Annotated in this window: 13 protein-coding genes and 1 pseudogene; 10 read left to right on the top strand and 4 right to left on the bottom strand. The window is 74.9% G+C overall.

Annotation, left to right across the window (positions count from 1 at the left end):
- Positions 1–104: 104 nt before the first annotated feature.
- Together ACFV4F_RS31845 and ACFV4F_RS31840 are read right to left on the bottom strand one after the other, a co-directional pair.
- Positions 105–623, bottom strand: a complete 519-nt coding sequence (locus tag ACFV4F_RS31845; protein ID WP_380507657.1) for a DinB family protein — start codon at positions 621–623, stop codon at positions 105–107.
- Between the two features lie 77 nt (positions 624–700).
- Positions 701–1276 carry a nucleosidase gene (locus ACFV4F_RS31840; protein WP_380441879.1) on the bottom strand — a complete coding sequence of 192 codons (576 nt, stop codon included), beginning with the start codon at positions 1274–1276 and terminating at the stop codon, positions 701–703.
- 426 nt (positions 1277–1702) lie between these two features.
- Here ACFV4F_RS31840 and ACFV4F_RS31835 point away from each other — a divergent pair, with 426 nt between their 5' ends.
- From ACFV4F_RS31835 to ACFV4F_RS31790, 10 genes are all read left to right on the top strand, one after another.
- Positions 1703–3064, top strand: a complete 1362-nt coding sequence (locus tag ACFV4F_RS31835; RefSeq protein WP_380507654.1) for a hypothetical protein — start codon at positions 1703–1705, stop codon at positions 3062–3064.
- A gap of 15 nt (positions 3065–3079) precedes the next feature.
- Complete coding sequence (locus ACFV4F_RS31830) at positions 3080–4036, top strand: glutamate ABC transporter substrate-binding protein (RefSeq protein WP_380448852.1); 957 nt, start codon at positions 3080–3082, stop codon at positions 4034–4036.
- Positions 4037–4251: 215 nt separating this feature from the next.
- On the top strand, positions 4252–5604 hold the full coding sequence (locus ACFV4F_RS31825; RefSeq protein ID WP_380448849.1) for a hypothetical protein: 1353 nt from the start codon (positions 4252–4254) through the stop codon (positions 5602–5604).
- Positions 5605–5609: 5 nt separating this feature from the next.
- On the top strand, positions 5610–8126 hold the full coding sequence (locus ACFV4F_RS31820; protein ID WP_380507652.1) for a tetratricopeptide repeat protein: 2517 nt from the start codon (positions 5610–5612) through the stop codon (positions 8124–8126).
- A 3-nt stretch (positions 8127–8129) separates the two neighbouring features.
- The gene (locus ACFV4F_RS31815) at positions 8130–9458 is read left to right on the top strand and encodes a protein phosphatase 2C domain-containing protein (protein ID WP_380499430.1); all 1329 of its coding nucleotides are present in this window, start codon (positions 8130–8132) and stop codon (positions 9456–9458) included.
- Between the two features lie 103 nt (positions 9459–9561).
- Complete coding sequence (locus tag ACFV4F_RS31810; RefSeq protein WP_380436703.1) at positions 9562–10917, top strand: VWA domain-containing protein; 1356 nt, start codon at positions 9562–9564, stop codon at positions 10915–10917.
- A gap of 262 nt (positions 10918–11179) precedes the next feature.
- Positions 11180–12148: an FHA domain-containing protein gene (locus ACFV4F_RS31805; RefSeq protein ID WP_380507648.1), complete on the top strand. Its 969-nt coding sequence runs from the start codon at positions 11180–11182 to the stop codon at positions 12146–12148.
- Between the two features lie 131 nt (positions 12149–12279).
- Positions 12280–13197: an ABC transporter ATP-binding protein gene (locus ACFV4F_RS31800; protein WP_380499428.1), complete on the top strand. Its 918-nt coding sequence runs from the start codon at positions 12280–12282 to the stop codon at positions 13195–13197.
- Positions 13194–14354 carry an ABC transporter permease gene (locus tag ACFV4F_RS31795; RefSeq protein ID WP_380436698.1) on the top strand — a complete coding sequence of 387 codons (1161 nt, stop codon included), beginning with the start codon at positions 13194–13196 and terminating at the stop codon, positions 14352–14354. Before ACFV4F_RS31800 ends, ACFV4F_RS31795 begins: the two co-directional genes overlap by 4 nt.
- Positions 14355–14455: 101 nt before the next feature.
- A complete protein-coding gene (locus tag ACFV4F_RS31790; RefSeq protein ID WP_380436696.1) occupies positions 14456–14860 on the top strand; it encodes a globin in 405 nt (134 codons plus the stop codon).
- 172 nt (positions 14861–15032) lie between these two features.
- On the opposite strand, the gene ACFV4F_RS31785 is transcribed toward ACFV4F_RS31790, so the two are convergent.
- Both ACFV4F_RS31785 and ACFV4F_RS31780 read right to left on the bottom strand, forming a co-directional pair.
- Positions 15033–15725, bottom strand: a complete 693-nt coding sequence (locus ACFV4F_RS31785) for a hypothetical protein (RefSeq protein ID WP_380436694.1) — start codon at positions 15723–15725, stop codon at positions 15033–15035.
- A 68-nt stretch (positions 15726–15793) separates the two neighbouring features.
- Positions 15794–16176, bottom strand: a pseudogene (locus ACFV4F_RS31780) (acyl-CoA thioesterase); the annotation flags it as partial.

Genomic DNA, 16176 nt, shown 5'->3' with positions numbered 1-16176 from the left:
CGGCGTGCGTCCCTCCCCGCCGCGGGCGCCCCCCCCCTGCCCCCGGCAGCAATACCCATCCGGGGGGGGGGGGGGCCCCGCCCCCCCCCCCCCCCCCCCCCGCCTCAGCGCCCGGTCGCGCCGTCCAGCTGCTCGCGGATGATGTCCGCGTGCCCGGCGTGCCGGCCGGTCTCCTCGATCATGTGGACGAGCACCCAGCGCAGCGACGGCGCCTCGCCGTCCGGCCGCAGGGAGCGCGCGCCCGGCCGGTCGAGGTCGGCGCCGACCTGTGCGGCGACGGCGTTCGACCGGGCGATCGCGGCCCGGTAGGCGGCGATCTCGTCGGCCACCGTCACGTCGCCGAGCGGGACTTCGTCCGTTTCCAGCGGCTGCTCGCCGACGCCCCGGTAGGCCCACTCGAACCAGTTGTGCTCGACCACCGCGAGGTGGCGGACCAGCCAGAGCAGGCTCGTCCCGGAGGCGACCCCGGGGCGGCGGGCGTCGTCGTCCGGCAGCCCGGCGAGCTTGGCGATCACCGCCTCGCGCAGGTAGTCGAGGAAGGTGAGCAGCGTGGTCGGCTCGTCGGCGTTGACGCCGGGCGGGCGGACGTCGGGGCGCGGGGAGGGCGCGGTGTTCTCGGTCACCGCGCCACCCTAGTCAGACCCGAAACACCGTCACCAGCCCTGCGCCGTCCCCGCTCCCGTCACCGTCACTGCTGCCGTCACCAGCCCTGCGCCGCGACCCACTCCGCGAGGTGCCGGGCGCAGTCGTCGACCGACTCCTGCCACGAGCGGACGGCCCCCTCGCCGGCCTCGTCGCTCACGTGCTTGACCAGGCGCACCGGCAGGCCGGCCCGGTGGGCGACGGTGGCGACCGCGTAGCCCTCCATGTCGACGAGGTCGGCGTGCTCGGCGAGGCGGTCGCGGGCGGCCGGGTCGGAGACGAAGAGGTCGCCGGTGGCGAGGACCGGGCCCTCGCCCTTGCCGACCACGAGCGGCGCACCGTAGCTGCGGCCGGTGAGGGCCAGCAGGGCGGGCGAGTCGAGGTCGTGCTGGATCACCTGGGTGACGTGGTGGGTGCCCTCCCAGCCGGGGCGCAGCGCGCCGGCCGTGCCGAGGTTGATCACCTCGGAGGGCTTCTCGCCCCGGGCGAGGACGGTGGCGAGCGCCGCGGCGGCGTTGACCTTCCCTATCCCGGTGAGCAGCACGGGCAGCCGGTCGTCCAGGTGGGCGGCCTCCTCGCGGACGGCGACGACGAGCAGCGGGCGGTCGGGGGCGATCGTTCCAAGCAGGCGCATGGCCCCATCGTACGGAGCAGGGGCGCGGGAGCCCCGGCGGCGACGGCCGGACGACGTACGGGCCGGGGCTCCCGGACCGGGCGTCCGGGAACCGCGCGGGCCCCGATCCGCGTCGCAGCGGTCGCCGCCCGCCTCCGCCCGAGGGGTCCGTACGGGAATACGTATGAAGAATTCGCGGAGGCGGCGGGCCCCAATCGTGCACGGCGAAGCTCAAGATCGGCGCAACTCGGGTGTGGCCGGGGGGAGTCACGGCCATACTGCTGGCATCGGCCGGGCACCGGAGGACGGGCCGGGCCCCAGGGGAGGATGAGGCGGGTGGCGACACCAAGAGGTAGCGGCGCGGCGGGCGCCGTGGTTCCGGCACGGCCGAACCGTCCGCCGGCGGCACCGGGCCGGGCGGGCGCCCCGGCGCCGCGGCCCGGCGGAGTGCCGGCGGAGCGGCGGCCGTCGGCGCTGTCGCCGTCCGGCGTGAAGGCCCGGCTGGCGCGCGCCGCGCGGACCGCGCCGGGCCGGCTGCGGCTGGCCGGGGCGGTGCTGGCGGTGCTGACCGTGGCGTTCGGGGGGCTGAGCGCGTGGCAGCTGGAGAGCCGGGCGCAGGCGGCCGAGCGGGTGGTGTCGTACAGCCAGCCGCTGAGCCAGGCGGCGGCGGACATCCACCGTTCGCTCGCGGACGCGGACACCACCGCGGCCACCGGCTTCCTGCTCGCGGGCACCGAGCCGAAGGCCGTCCGGGACCGCTACGAGCAGGACCTCTCGACGGCCGCCCGGCTGATCGCCGAGGCCGCCGCCCGGACGACGTCCTCCTCCCCCGCGCAGGGCTCGCTGGCCCGACTGAACCAGCAACTGCCCGTCTACGCGGGCCTGGTGGAGAGCGCGCGGGCGGACAACCGGCAGGGCTTCCCGCTCGGCGGCGCCTACCTGCGCTACGCCTCGGACCAGATGCGCAACGTGCTGCTGCCGGCCGCCGCCGAGCTGACGGCGTTCGAGAACAAGGAGCTCTCGAACGACTACGAGGAGGCGAAGTCCGCCCCCTGGGCCGGGTACGCGCTCGGGGTGCTCACCCTCGGCGCCCTGGTCTGGGTGCAGGTGGTGCTGTTCCGCCGCACCAACCGGGTGTTCAACGTCGGCCTGCTGGGCGCCACCGCCGCCGTCCTCTCCGGCGCGCTCTGGCTCGCCGTCACCGGCGCCACCACGAGCTCCTCCCTGGACGACAGCGACCGCCTCGGCGCCACCCCGCTGCGCGCCCTCAACACCGCGCGGGTGGACGTGCTGACGGCCCGCCTGGCGGAGAACCTGCACTACGTCGCCCGCGGTTCGACCACCAAGTACGCGGAGCTGTGGTCCGCGACGACGACGCACCTGGCGCAGGCCGTGCCCGCGGGCACCCCGGAGGAGTCCCGGCCCGGCTCGCTGCCGGAGGCGTTCCGGCTGGCGCCGGCGTCCGCCCGGGACACCGTCGGCGAGGCGGCCCAGCAGTTCGACTCGTGGTCCTCCCGGCACGACACGGCGAAGAAGCTGGAGACCGACGACGCGGACTACCAGGGCGCCCTGGACGCGACGGTGACGGCCGACCCGGCGAAGGCGCCGGGGACCGCCGACGCCGCGTTCAACGCGACCGACCTACAGCTCGCGAAGGCCGCCGACACCGAGCAGCAGGAGTTCCACAAGGCCGCCGACGGCACCGACGGCGACCTGCGCACCACCGCCGCCGCGGCCGCCGTCCTCGGCCTGCTGGCCGCGGTGGCGGCGCTGCGCGGCCTCGGCCGCCGACTGGCCGAGTACCGGTAGAGGGGGGACGGACACATGCGCAAGGGGACCGTACGGACCCGCACGGTGACGGCGCTGGCGCTGCTGGCGTCCTGCGCGGCCGTGCTCGGCGGGGGCGGCCCGTCCGGCGCCGCACCGCTGGCGGCGGAGGCGGCACCGCTGTCGCCGCCGGCACCACAGGCCGCGCAGGCCGGGCCCTGCGACATCTACGGCAGCGTCCCGCCGAGCACCGAGGACGGCCCGGCGGTGAAGGCCGTCAAGGCCAAGCGCAGCCTGGTGATCGGCGTGGACCAGAACAGCTTCCGCTGGGGCGCCCGCAACCCGAACACCGGCCAGATCGAGGGCTTCGACATCGACCTCGCCCGCGCGATCGGTGCGGCGATCATGGGCGACCCGAACAGGGTCGTCCTCAAGCCGGTGGCGACGGCCGACCGGGTCGACGCCATCCAGAAGGGCCGGGTCGACCTGATCGTCCGCACCATGACGATCAACTGCCAGCGGATGGAGCAGGTGGCCTTCTCCAAGCCGTACTTCAACATCACCCAGCGGGTGCTGGTGCCCCGGTCGTCCCCGGCGAAGAACCTCGACGACGCGATCACCGGCAAGACCGTGTGCGCCGCCAACGGCTCCACGGCCGCGACGGTGCTGAAGGACGTCAAGAAGACCGCCAAGCAGGTCGTCCCGGTGGAGAACCAGCTGGACTGCCTGGTCCTCATGCAGCTCGGCAAGGTCGACGCCACGATGACCGACGACGGCCTCGCGGCCGGCCAGGCCGCCCAGGACCAGACCGTGCGGATCGTGGACGGCGAGGCGCAGCCCGAGGTCATCGGCGTCGCGATGCTCAAGAGCAGCCCCGATCTCACCGCGCGGGTCAACCAGGTGCTGGCCGACTACTACGCGAGCGGCGCCTGGCGCAGCTCGTACGAGCGGTGGCTCAAGCCGTACATGCTCAACGACGCCGACCACTACTGGCCCGGCGCGACGGCCCACTAGGAACGGCCGCCGACGGCCCTCCGGCGGCCCTCCGGAGGGCCGCCGGGCGGCCACGGCCCGCACGCGGGCCGTTGACGCCGTCTTGACGCCCCGCGCCCGCTCCGCCCGAAGGAGCACCGGCTAGGGTTCGGGACGATCACCACGGGGAGACCCGTCGTGCACGGGGAGATCCGCAGCCCGTCAGGGCCGGGTCGGTGAAGGAAGGATGGACGGCGGTGGCATCTGCTGGCCCGGTACTGAACCGGGAGGAGGTGGACCGCGCGCTCGCGCGCCTCGGCGCAGAGCGCGACGCGGTCGAGTCGGCGCTGCTGGCCCTGCAGGACCACCCGGGCCTGCGGCTGCTGGACGGCGCCGAGCTGTCCGGGCGGACGCAGGAGCGCTGGGCCGTCGCCGGGAAGGGCCTGCCGCTGCTGTGGGCGCTGTTCGACCGGTACTCCGAGGCGCTCGCCTCCGCGCGCGCCGTGCGGGCCCGCAAGGCCAAGCCGGGCTCGGCCGAACTCGCCGAGCTGAGCGAGCTGTTGACCGGGGACGCGGTGACCGTCCCGGGCGGCGCGCTGCCGGACGGGCCGCAGCTGCTCGGCGCACCCGCCAAGCTGGTCGAGCGGGTCAGCCTGGACGCGCTGATGGCCAGGATGAACTCCTGGTACGCCACCGTCCTGGAGGTGGTCAGCGCCGCCGACGCGGTGTGGTCCGCGCTGCCGGCCAGGATCGACCTGCTGCTCGCCGAACTGCACCGGGTGCGCACGCTCGCCGCCTCGCTCGGCGTCCACGCCGCCACCCACCCGCTGGGCGACGACCTGGCCGGACTGGAAGCCGACCTGACGGCCCTGCGCACCGAGGTGCGCGGCGACCCGCTCGCGCTGTGGCGCCCGGCCCGGGTGCCCGCCCAGCGCGGCACCGTGCCGGAGGGCGGCGCGTTCGCCTCCCCGTCCGGGGTGGTGGACACCGAGCGCTTCGACCGGGCCGGGCGGGCGCTGGACGGCGTGCGGCTGGAGCTGGAGAACCTGCTGCGGCTGCGCGACGACGCCGAGGAGCGCCTCCAGGGCGTCGGCGACCTGCTCCAGCGGGCCGACGCGACGCTCGGCGAGGCCCGCCGGGCGCGCGGCGAGGTGCTGGCGAAGATAGCCGCCAGCGACGTCCCCGCGGTACCGGGCCCGGCCTCGGCGCTGCGCGAACGGATCGTCGTGGCACTGGAGTTGCGGCAGGCCGGGCAGTGGGGCCGGCTGGCGCCGCTGCTGGACGCGCTGGAGGACGCGGCCGCCAAGGAGCTGGCCCGCGCCCGCCAGTCGCTGACCGAGGTCACCCAGCCGCTCGCCGTGCGGGCGGAACTGCGCGGCCGGCTGGACGCCTACAAGGCGATGGCCGCCCGGCTGCGGGTGTCCGAGGACCCGGAAGTGATCGAGCGGTACGAGAAGGCGCGCTGGCTGCTGTGGAGCGCGCCCTGCGACCTGCGGGCGGCGGCCGCCGCGGTGGCCCGCTTCCAGCAGTCGCTGCGGCCGGCGCACGCCGAGTCCGCACACGAGGAGGCCGGCCAGACGCCGGTCGACGGACAGGTACAGGGGGGCTGAGGTTGATGGGCGAGGCGTGCACACGGCCGGATTGCACCGGCAACGGGACGATCGACGCCGACGGCTACTGCGACGAGTGCGGGCTGGCCCCGGTGGCCGGCACCACCTCCGCGAAGGCCGCCGCGCCCCCGAAGGCGGCGGCGGGCCCCGGCGCCCCCTGCCCGCGCGACTGCTCCGGCACGATCGACGCGGACGGCTACTGCGACGAGTGCGGCCTCACCGCGCCCGGCGGCGAGACCGGCACCACCCAGCCGTACGTGCCCTCGGCCCGGGTCGCCCCGGACACCGGCAACTCCGTCCGCTCGGCCCGCACCGGCTCCGCCCGCTCGATGTCCGGCCGCTCCCGCTCGCACCGCTCGACCCGCACCGGCAGCAGCCGCTCCGTCTCGGTGCGCAGCACCCGCGGCAGCGTCAGCGCGGGCACCCGCAGCCGGCTCGGCGCCGGCCTGGTGACCGTCCCGACCGTGGAGACGGCCGACCCGTCCCTCGCGGTGCTGGAGAACCCCGAGGTGCCCGAGCGCAAGCGCTTCTGCGCCAAGTGCGAGGCCCCGGTGGGCCGGGAGAAGGACGGCCGCCCGGGCCGCCCGGACGGCTTCTGCACCAAGTGCGGCACGCCGTACTCGTTCACGCCCAAGCTGCGCCGCGGGGACCTCGTCGGCGGCCAGTACGAGGTCGTGGGCTGCCTGGCGCACGGCGGCCTCGGCTGGATCTACCTCGCGGTGGACCGCCGGGTCAACGACAAGTGGGTCGTCCTCAAGGGCCTGCTGAACACCGGCGACGAGGACGCGCTGGCCGCGGCCGTCGCCGAGCGGCGCTTCCTCGCCGAGGTGGACCACCCGAACATCGTCCGGATCATCAACTTCGCCGAGCACCTGGACATCGGCTCCGGCTCCACCGACGGCTACATCGTCATGGAGTACGTCGGCGGCAAGTCGCTCAAGGACATCGCCAACGACCGCCGCACCGCGGACGGCCGGCGCGAGCCGCTGCCCGTCGAGGTGGGGATCGCGTACGCGCTGGAGGCGCTGCCGGCGCTCGGGTACCTGCACGCCCGGGGCCTGATCTACTGCGACTTCAAGATCGACAACGTGATCCAGAGCGGCGACGCGCTCAAGATCATCGACATGGGCGCGGTCTGCCGCCTCGACCACGACGGCCCGATCTACGGCACCGTCGGCTACCAGGCCCCCGAGATCGCGAGCCTCGGCCCCTCCCCCGCCTCCGACCTCTACACCGTCGCCCGCACCCTCGCGGTGCTCACCTTCGACTTCCAGGGCTACAGCACCACCTACCGCGACACGCTGCCCGGCCCCGAGGACGTCGAGGTCTTCGCGACGTACGAGTCGTACTACCGCTTCCTGGTCCGCGCCACCGACCCCGACCCGGCCCGCCGCTTCGCCTCCGCGGAGGAGATGGCCGACCAGCTCACCGGCGTGCTGCGGGAGGTCCTGGCCCTCCAGGACGGCCGGGCCCGGCCCGCGCTCTCCACCCTGTTCGGGCCCGAACTGCGCGTCGTCGACACCGAGCTGGTGCTGCCCACCGAGCAGACCGGACAGCTCAGGGTGGCCGAGCTCGACCCGGCGGCCGCCGCCCTCGCGCTGCCCGTCCCCCGGGTCGACCCCGGCGACCCCAACGCGGGCTTCCTCGCGACCCTGCTCGCCACCGACCCCCAGGAGGCGCTCGCCGCACTGGCCGGCGCCCCCGCCGACTCCGCCGAACGCCGCCTGCGCGAACTGCGCGCCCTGCTCGAACTCGGCCGCCACAGCGAGGCCCTGGCCGCGCTCGCGACCCTGGAGCAGGACCACTCCGACGACTGGCGGGTCGTCTGGTACCGCGGCCTCACCGCCCTCGTCGGCGCCACCGCCGGAGCCGACGCGAGCGCGGGCGCGCCGGACGAGGCCTCCCTGCGGGCCGCCGCCGAGGCCTTCGACGCGGTCTACGACGCCTTCCCCGGCGAGAGCGCCCCCAAGCTGGCCCTCGCCATCTGCGCCGAACTGCTCGGCGACGGCGGCGACGCGGCCGAGTTCTACCGGCTCGTCTGGACCACCGACCAGTCCTACCTCAGCGCCGCCTTCGGCCTCGCCCGGGTCCGCCTCGACGACGGGATGCGGCCGGACGCCGTCCGCGTCCTGGAGTCCGTCCCGGCCACCTCCAGCCAGTACACCGCCGCCCGCATCGCCGCCGTCCGCGCCCGGCTGCGCGAGCGCGCCGCGACCGAGCCGATCGGCGCCGACCTCGCGGCCGGCTCCGACCAGCTGACGGCCCTGCGGCTGGACGACCGGCGGCGCGAGGAACTGTCCGTCGAGGTGCTCCAGGCCGCCCTCGGCTGGGTCACCGCCGGCTCCGCCGGGGCCGGCCAGGGCGGACGGCCGACGGTGCTGGGACGACCCGCCGACGAGCGGGAACTGCGCTTCGCCCTGGAACAGTCCTACCGGGTACTCGCCCGGTTGGCAGACCGGGCCGAGACCAGGATCGAGATGGTGGAACGGGCCAACCGCGCCCGCCCCAGGACGTGGGTGTAACCGATGCCGCAGCAGACCGTGTGCCCGAGCTGTTCCGAACCGCTGGCCCCGGAGGACGCCTTCTGCGGCGCCTGCGGGACCGGCCGGGACAGCCGGCCCGCCCCGGGCGCGATGCCCGCGGGCTGGGCCTCCCCCCGCGCCGAGTCCGTCCCCGCGCAGCAGCACGGGCCGGTCTGCGTCCACTGCGGCCTGCCGCAGGTCGGCGCCGACGGCTACTGCGAGGCCTGCGGCGGCGCCCAGCCGCGCCCGCGCGACCACATGGAGAAGGCCCTCGCGGGCGTCGCCGGGGTCAGCGACCGCGGCGTGCGCCACCACCGCAACGAGGACTCCTTCACCGTCGCCGCGACCTCGCTGCCCGGCGGCGAGCCCGTCGTCGTCGCCGTCGTGTGCGACGGCGTCTCCTCCTCGGACCGCCCGGACCAGGCCTCCGAGACCGCCGTCGACGCCGCCTCCGAGTCGCTGCTCAGCGCCCTGGAGGCCGGCACCGACCCGGACGCCGCGATGCGCCGGGCCATCGCCGACGCCGCCAAGGCCGTCGCCGACCTCGCCGGGGCCGGCGCCGGGCCCGCCCGGCCCGACCTCAACGCGCCCGCCTGCACCTACGTCAGCGCCATCGCGGCCGGCGGCCGGGTCACCATCGGCTGGGTCGGCGACACCCGCGCCTACTGGATCCCGGACGACCGGGCCGCCGCCGAGCCCTTCCGGCTCACCCAGGACGACTCCTGGGCGGCCCGGATGGTCGAGGCCGGCCTCATGGGCGAGGCCGAGGCCTACGCCGACCCGCGCGCCCACGCGATCACCGGCTGGCTCGGCGCCGACGCCGAGGAGGTCGTCCCGCACACGCTGGACTTCACCCCGCACGTCCCCGGGGTGCTGCTGGTCTGCACCGACGGCCTGTGGAACTACGCCGAGGCCGCCACCGACCTCGCCTACTACGTCCGGCCGGACGCCCGGACCGAACCGCTCGCGGCGGCCCAGGCCCTGGTCAGGTTCGCGGTCGCGGCCGGCGGCCACGACAACATCACCGTCGCCGTCCTGCCGATCGACCCGCCCGCCCGGCCCGACCCCGAGGAGGTCGAGCAGACCCCGACCGCCCTCGACCTGCCGGTGATCACCCCGGCCGGGGCGCGGCCGGACCCGGAGGACGACCCGGACTACGAACCGACGCTGCCGGACCTCCCGGTGATCGGCTCCCCGGCCGCCCCGCTGCCGCCGCAGGTCCCGCCGGCACCGTCCGCCCCGCCGGCACCGCCCGCGCCGCCGGCCGGCCCGCCGGGCGCCCCCGGGGTGCCGCCCGTCCCGCCGCAGCCGCCGCACCCGCCGACCGCCTGACGTCCCGACGGTCCGTCCCGCCCGCCCCGCCCGGCCCGAGCGCCGGGCGGGTGCACCGACCGATCCCGCATCAACCCTTCATCCCGACGGGAGCCACCGGCCCATGGCAACACTGGCTAAGCCGAACCTGCCCAGGTTCGACGTGGACATCTTCCAGAACGAGTTCCTCGCCGACGGTGCCCGCGAGGTCAACGCCATCGTCACCGTCACCGCGACCGGCGGCGGCACCACCGGCGGCCGCCCGCTCGGCGTCGCCGACGCCGGGACGCAGGGGGCCGCCGGCACCGCCGCCGTGGTCATCCTGGTCGACTGCTCCGGCTCGATGGACTACCCCAAGAGCAAGATCAACGGCGCCCGCGAGGCCACCGCCGCCGCCATCGACGCCCTGCGCGACGGCACCGCCTTCGCGGTCGTCGCCGGCACCCACGAGGCCCGCGACATCTACCCCGGCGACGGCACCCTCGCCACCGCCTCCGCCACCACCCGCGAACACGCCAAGGAGTCCCTGCGCCGCCTCACCGCGGCCGGCGGCACCGCCATGGGCACCTGGCTCGCCAAGGCCGACAAGCTCTTCCTGACCCGCCGCGACATCTCCATCCGGCACGCCATCCTGCTCACCGACGGCAACAACGAGCACGAGTCGGCGCAGGACCTCGCCCGCAACATCGAGCGCGTCACCGGCCACTTCACCGCCGACTGCCGCGGCGTCGGCACCGACTGGCGGATCGACGAGCTGCGCACGATCTCCTCCGCGCTGCTCGGCACCGTCGACATCGTCGCCGAACCGGGCGGCCTCGCCGACGACTTCCGCTCGATGATGGCCGGCGCCATGGGCAAGCAGGTCGCCGACGTCGCGCTGCGGATCTGGACCCCGGCCAACGCCTCGGTCAAGTTCGTCAAGCAGGTCGCCCCGAGCGTCGAGGACCTCACCGCCCGGCGCGCCGAGGCCGGGCCGCGGGCCGGCGACTACCCGACCGGCTCCTGGGGCGACGAGAGCCGCGACTACCACGTGTGCGTCGAGGTCCCGGCCGCCTCGGTCGGCAACGAGATGCTCGCCGCCCGGGTCAGCCTCGTGCTGCCCCCGCAGGCCGCCGGCGGCACCCCCGAGGTGCTCTCCCAGGGCCTGGTCAAGGCCGTCTGGACGGACGACCTCGCCTCCTCCACCCGGATCAGCCCGCAGGTCGCCCACTACACCGGCCAGGCCGAGCTCGCCTCCTCCATCCAGGAGGGCCTGGAGGCGCACCGCGCCGGGGACGTCGACACCGCGACCGCCAAGCTCGGCGCCGCCGTCCGGATCGCCCACGCGACCGGCAACGAGGGCACCTACAAGCTGCTCCAGAAGGTGGTGGACGTCGTCGACGCCAAGGAGGGTACGGTTCGGTTCCGTAAGAACGTGAGCGAGGCCGACTCGATGACCCTCGAGACTCGGTCGACGAAGACCGTACGTGTGAAGAAGTGACCGCTACCGCTGAAGACGTGACCGGGCCGCCGCCCGGCGCGACCGCCGCCCCAAGCCGGCACGAACTGAGGGGGACCTGATGCCGATCTGCCCGAGGGGCCATGAGTCGCAGGCCGAGGACTGGTGCGACTTCTGCGGCTTTCCGATGACTCCGCCGCCCCCGGCCCCGCCCGGAGCCCACCCGGGGGCGTACGGAGCCGCACCCGTGCCCGGCGCACCCGCCGGGCACCCGGGGCACGGGGGTGCACCGTACGGGGCGCCGATGCCGCCGATGCCGCCGGGCGCGGTGCCGCCGCCCCCGCCCGCCCCGGCGCCGCAGGGCCTGACCGAGGGCCTGACGGTCTGCCCGATCTGCCGCAGCCCGCAGACCGGCCGGTTCTGCGAGGAGTGCGGGTACGACTACGACCTGTCCACCCCCTCGCGCCGGCAGGCCCCGGCCGGGCACGCCCCGGTGCCCCCGCCCGCGCAGGCGCCCGCGCCGCTGAACATCCCGGCGGCGTACGGCGGCCCGGCACCGGCCCCGGTGCAGCCGCCCGTCCACCAGCACGCCCCGGCCCAGCCCATGCCGGCCCAGCCGATGCCGGCCCAGCCGATGCCGTCGCAGCCGCAGCCGCCCGTGCAGCCGCACACCTACAGCTACCCTCCGCCCGAGAACGGCTACCCCGAGGCCGCCTTCCCGGAGGCCCCGGTGCGCGAGGACTCCGGCCCGGTCTACGCCGACCCGGGCAACCGCGACTTCGGCACGTCGTTCAACCTGGCCCCGCCGATGCCGGCGCAGCCGGATCCGCAGCAGCACGCCGCCGTCCCGCCGCAGCCGGTGCGGACCAACTGGATCGCCGTCGTCGCGGCCGACCGCGAGTACTTCACCGAGATGATGGCCCGCAGCGGCCCCGAGGCGGCCGGCCTGTTCTTCCCGCCGTACTGCCCCGAGCGGCGCGTCCCGCTGACCGGCCGCGGCCAGCTGCGGATCGGCCGGCGCAGCCAGCACCGCGGCACCGTCCCGGAGATCGACCTGTCGGTGCCGCCGGAGGACCCGGGCGCCTCGCACCAGCACGCGCTGCTCGCCGAGCAGGCGGACGGCAGCTGGGTGCTGGTCGACCAGGACTCGACCAACGGCACGACGGTGAACGGCGGCTCCGAGCCGATCGCGCCGCACGTCGCCGTGCCGCTGAACGACGGTGACCGGATCCACATCGGCGCCTGGACGACCATCACCGTGCACCGCGCCTGACCAACGGTCAACAGGGCCGGGCGGATGACAACATTCGCCCGGCCCTGCGTTTTCCCGGTTCCTCAAACAATGCACAAATCTCTGGTCGCCGATGTGCATATTTTCAGACGAAAGCCCTACGCTCTGGGCTCATGACTGCAGCTATATCCGCTGACGGCATCCGTCAGCGGTACGGGGACGTGCAGGCTGTCGACGGGGTGTCACTCACGGTCGAAGCCGGCGAATTCTACGGAATCCTGGGGCCCAACGGCGCCGGGAAGACCACCACGCTGGAGATCCTGGAAGGGATCCGCAAGCCCGACGAGGGCCGGATCGAGCTGCTGGGGATGGCCCCCTGGCCGCGCAACCCGCAGCTGCTGCCGCGCATCGGCGTGCAGTTCCAGGCCTCCGCCTTCTTCCGCAAGCTCACCGCCCGGGAGACCATCCGCACCTTCGCGTCGTTCTACGGGGTCGGCCCCAAGCGGGCCGACGCGATGCTGGAGCGGGTCGGCCTCGCCGACAAGGCCGGGGTGATGACCGAGCAGATGTCCGGCGGCCAGGCCCAGCGCCTGTCCATCGCCTGCGCGCTCGCCCACGACCCGGAGCTCGTCTTCCTCGACGAGCCCACCACCGGCCTCGACCCGCAGGCCCGGCGCAACCTCTGGGACCTCCTGCGGGACATCAACCGCGAGGGCCGCACCGTCGTCCTGACCACCCACTACCTGGACGAGGCCGAGATCCTCTGCGACCGGGTCTCGATCATGGACCACGGCAAGATCCTGCACACCGGCGCCCCCGCGGCACTGATCCGCGAGATCGACGACACCGTCCGGATCAGCGTCGAGTCCGGCCAGCTCGCCCTCGACCGGGCGCGCGACCTGCTCGCCGCGGCCGGCGCCGACATCGCCTCCCTGGAGGACGACGGCACCACGCTGTCCCTCTCCACCCGCCTCCCGGCCCCGATCCTGGCCGTCCTCGCCGAGCACAACGCCCTGCGCGGCCTCGAAGTGCGCGGCGCCACCCTGGAGGACGTCTTCCTCCAGCTGACCGGACGGGAGTACCGGGCATGACCGCCACCCAGTCCACCGAGCCGAAGGTGCCCGCCCAGCGCGGCGGTGCGGCCGACGCCGCCGCGGACAACGAGCGGGTCAGCGCCTTCTGGAGCCTGTCGCGCTCGATGCTGCTGTCGTTCAAGCGCGACCGCAGCGCCGTCTTCTTCGTCATGCTGTTCCCGCTGATGTTCCTGCTGCTGTTCGGCACCCTGCTCAAGGGCGCCACCAGCCCGCACGCCAAGGTCGCCCAGGTCGGCGCCGTGCAGGTGCTGGACTCGGTGCAGGGCGAGGGCCGCGCGGAGCTCGACAAGGTCCTGGAGATCACCAGGACCGACGACGAGGCGGCCGCGCTCACCAAGGTGCGCAAGGGCGACCTCGACGCGCTGATCGAGCAGGGCCCGGACGGCAGGATCGAGCTGCACTTCAGCGCGGCCGACCAGGTCCGCGCCGGCTCCGTCCAGGGCATCCTCAACGCGATCGTCCAGCAGGCCAACCAGGCCGCCTACCAGCAGGCCACCGGCAAGCCGCCGGCGTTCTCGCTGGACGCGACCCAGGTCGAGGACCAGTCGCTCAAGCCGATCCAGTTCCTCACCCCCGGCCTGCTCGGCTGGGCCGTCGCCACCGGCGCCGTGTTCGGCGCCTCGCTGACCCTGGTCGGCTGGCGCAAGCAGAAGGTGCTCCGCCGGCTGCGGCTCGCGCCGGTCAGCGCCTTCTCGGTCATCGCCTCCCGGGTCGTGGTGTCGGTGGTCACCGCCCTCGCCCAGACGGCGATCTTCCTGGTCGTCGCCACCACGCCGTACTTCGGGCTCAAGCTCAGCGGCGACTGGTGGCTGATCATCCCGCTGGTGGTCTGCGCGACCATCGCCTTCATGTCGATCGGCCTGCTGGCCGGCTCGATCGCCAAGACCGAGGAGGCGGCCAACGGCATCTCGCAGATCATCGTGCTGCCGATGTCGTTCCTCTCCGGCTCCTTCTTCAAGATGGACGACGCCCCGGGCTGGCTGAAGACCATCTCCGAGGTGCTGCCGCTGCGGCACCTGGTCGACGCCGCCGGGTCCGTGCTCAGCCGCGGCGGCGGCGTCATGGACGCGCTGCCCGCCATGGGCATCCTGCTGGGCTTCGCCGTCGTGCTGACGCTCATCTCGGCGAAGCTGTTCAAGTGGGACGACGTCTGACCGTCACTCCCCGGCAGTGCCACGGCACTGGCCCAACCCCGCGGGGTCGTACGCCTTTGGTCCCGGTGTACGGCCCCGTCGGCGTCTGCGACCATGGTCGGGTGAATGAGATCCGGCGTGGCACGCTCAGCGAGGAGAGCTTCTTCGACAAGGTCGGCGGCGAGCCGACCTTCCGGCGGTTGGTCCACCGGTTCTACCAGGGCGTCGCCGAGGACGAGTTGCTGCGCCCGATGTACCCCGAGGCGGACCTCGGCCCGGCCGAGGAGCGCCTGGTCCTCTTCCTCATGCAGTACTGGGGCGGCCCGCGCACCTACAGCGAGCACCGCGGCCACCCGCGGCTGCGCATGCGGCACGTGCCGTTCAAGGTCGACCGCGCGGCCCACGACGCCTGGCTCACGCACATGCGCGCGGGCGTCGACGAACTCGCCCTCCCCGCCGAGGACGAGCAGCAGCTGTGGGACTACCTCACCTACGCCGCCGCCTCGATGATCAACACCGAGGGCTGATCAACACCGAGGGCTGATCGGCCCCTGCGGCCCTGCCCGAGCGGACCTACCTGCGCGGACCTGCCCGAGCAGCCCTGCCCGAGCGGACCTGCCCGAGCGGACCTACCTGCGCGGACCTGCCCGAGCAGCCCTGCCCGAGCAGCCCTGCCCGAGCGGACCTACCTGAGCGGACCTACCTGAGCGGGCTGAGCCCCAGCCCCGCGCCCGGCGCGGCCGCCGTGCGGACCGCCACCGACCCGGCCGGGGCGCTCAGCCGCAGCCAGCCGCCGGCCCGGTGCACGGTCAGCGGGGCGTCCGGCTTCAGGAAGCCGATCACGTACGCCGCGTGGACCGCCCGCAGCGGCAGCTCCGGCAGCGCCGCCACCGGGCGGGACCAGATCTCGTCGGCCAGTTCGTCCAGCACCGCGCGGCTGCGGTGGTGCTCCGGGACGGCCTCGCTGCGCTCGCGGAACTCCCGCACGCCGGCCATCAGTTCCGGGTACACCCGGGCCACCGCCGGCTCCCCGACCGGACGCCAGCCGGTGCGCGGCGGCAGCAGCCCGGCCCAGGCCGGGCCGGTCACCGGCGCGGGCAGCGCGACCGCGCCCGTCCCCGCGTCGACGGCGTCCAGCAGTTGGCCCGCCGAGACGGTCCGGTCGACCGGCTCGCCGAGGCCGGTCAGCCGCGCGGTGCGGATCGCCAGCGCGCCCGAACCGCCCAGCGGCAGCCGCCCGAAGACCGCCAGCACGCCCTCGCCCCCGGCCGGGGCCACCGCCTGCAACCGCACCGCCGCCGCCTTGTCGAAGCGCAGCAGGCGCAGCAGGAAGGCGGACAGGTCGGCGGCCTCGCCGGCATCGGTCAGCGCGAGGCGGTCGGTGGTGGTCAACGCGGTTCGGCTCTCATCGGTATCGGTAGGAGGTTTCTGCGCTCAGGTTCTGCGCTCAGGTTCTGCGCTCAGGCGACGGCGACGGCCGCTTCGGCCTTCAGCTCGCCCTGCTGCGCCGGGACGGACTCGTCCACGAAGCGGGACAGGAACTGCCGCTCCACCGCGGAGATCCGGCGCGGGCGCTGCTCGGCCAGGTCGTAGGGCACGACCACGGTGGAGGCGCGGACGTACACGATGTCGCCGCCGTCCTCGGCGGTGTCCTTGATCTCGTACGCCACGGTCAGCGAGGCGACACCGATCTTGGTCACCCAGGTCTCGATGGTCACCGGCTCCGGGCGGTGCACCAACGGCCGCTTGTAGTCGATCTCGTGGCGCGCCACGACCGTGCCCCCCCCCCACGCCCCCGCCCCGCGCCCCCGGGCCGGGGGGTACATGATGTCGGTCCGGGGCG

Origin of the sequence: Kitasatospora sp. NPDC059722 (assembly GCF_042733235.1) — a bacterium.
In the GTDB taxonomy this organism is placed as follows: domain Bacteria; phylum Actinomycetota; class Actinomycetes; order Streptomycetales; family Streptomycetaceae; genus Kitasatospora.
Note: the sequence above shows the minus strand (reverse complement) of the source record. Positions and strands in the feature narration are given on the sequence as shown.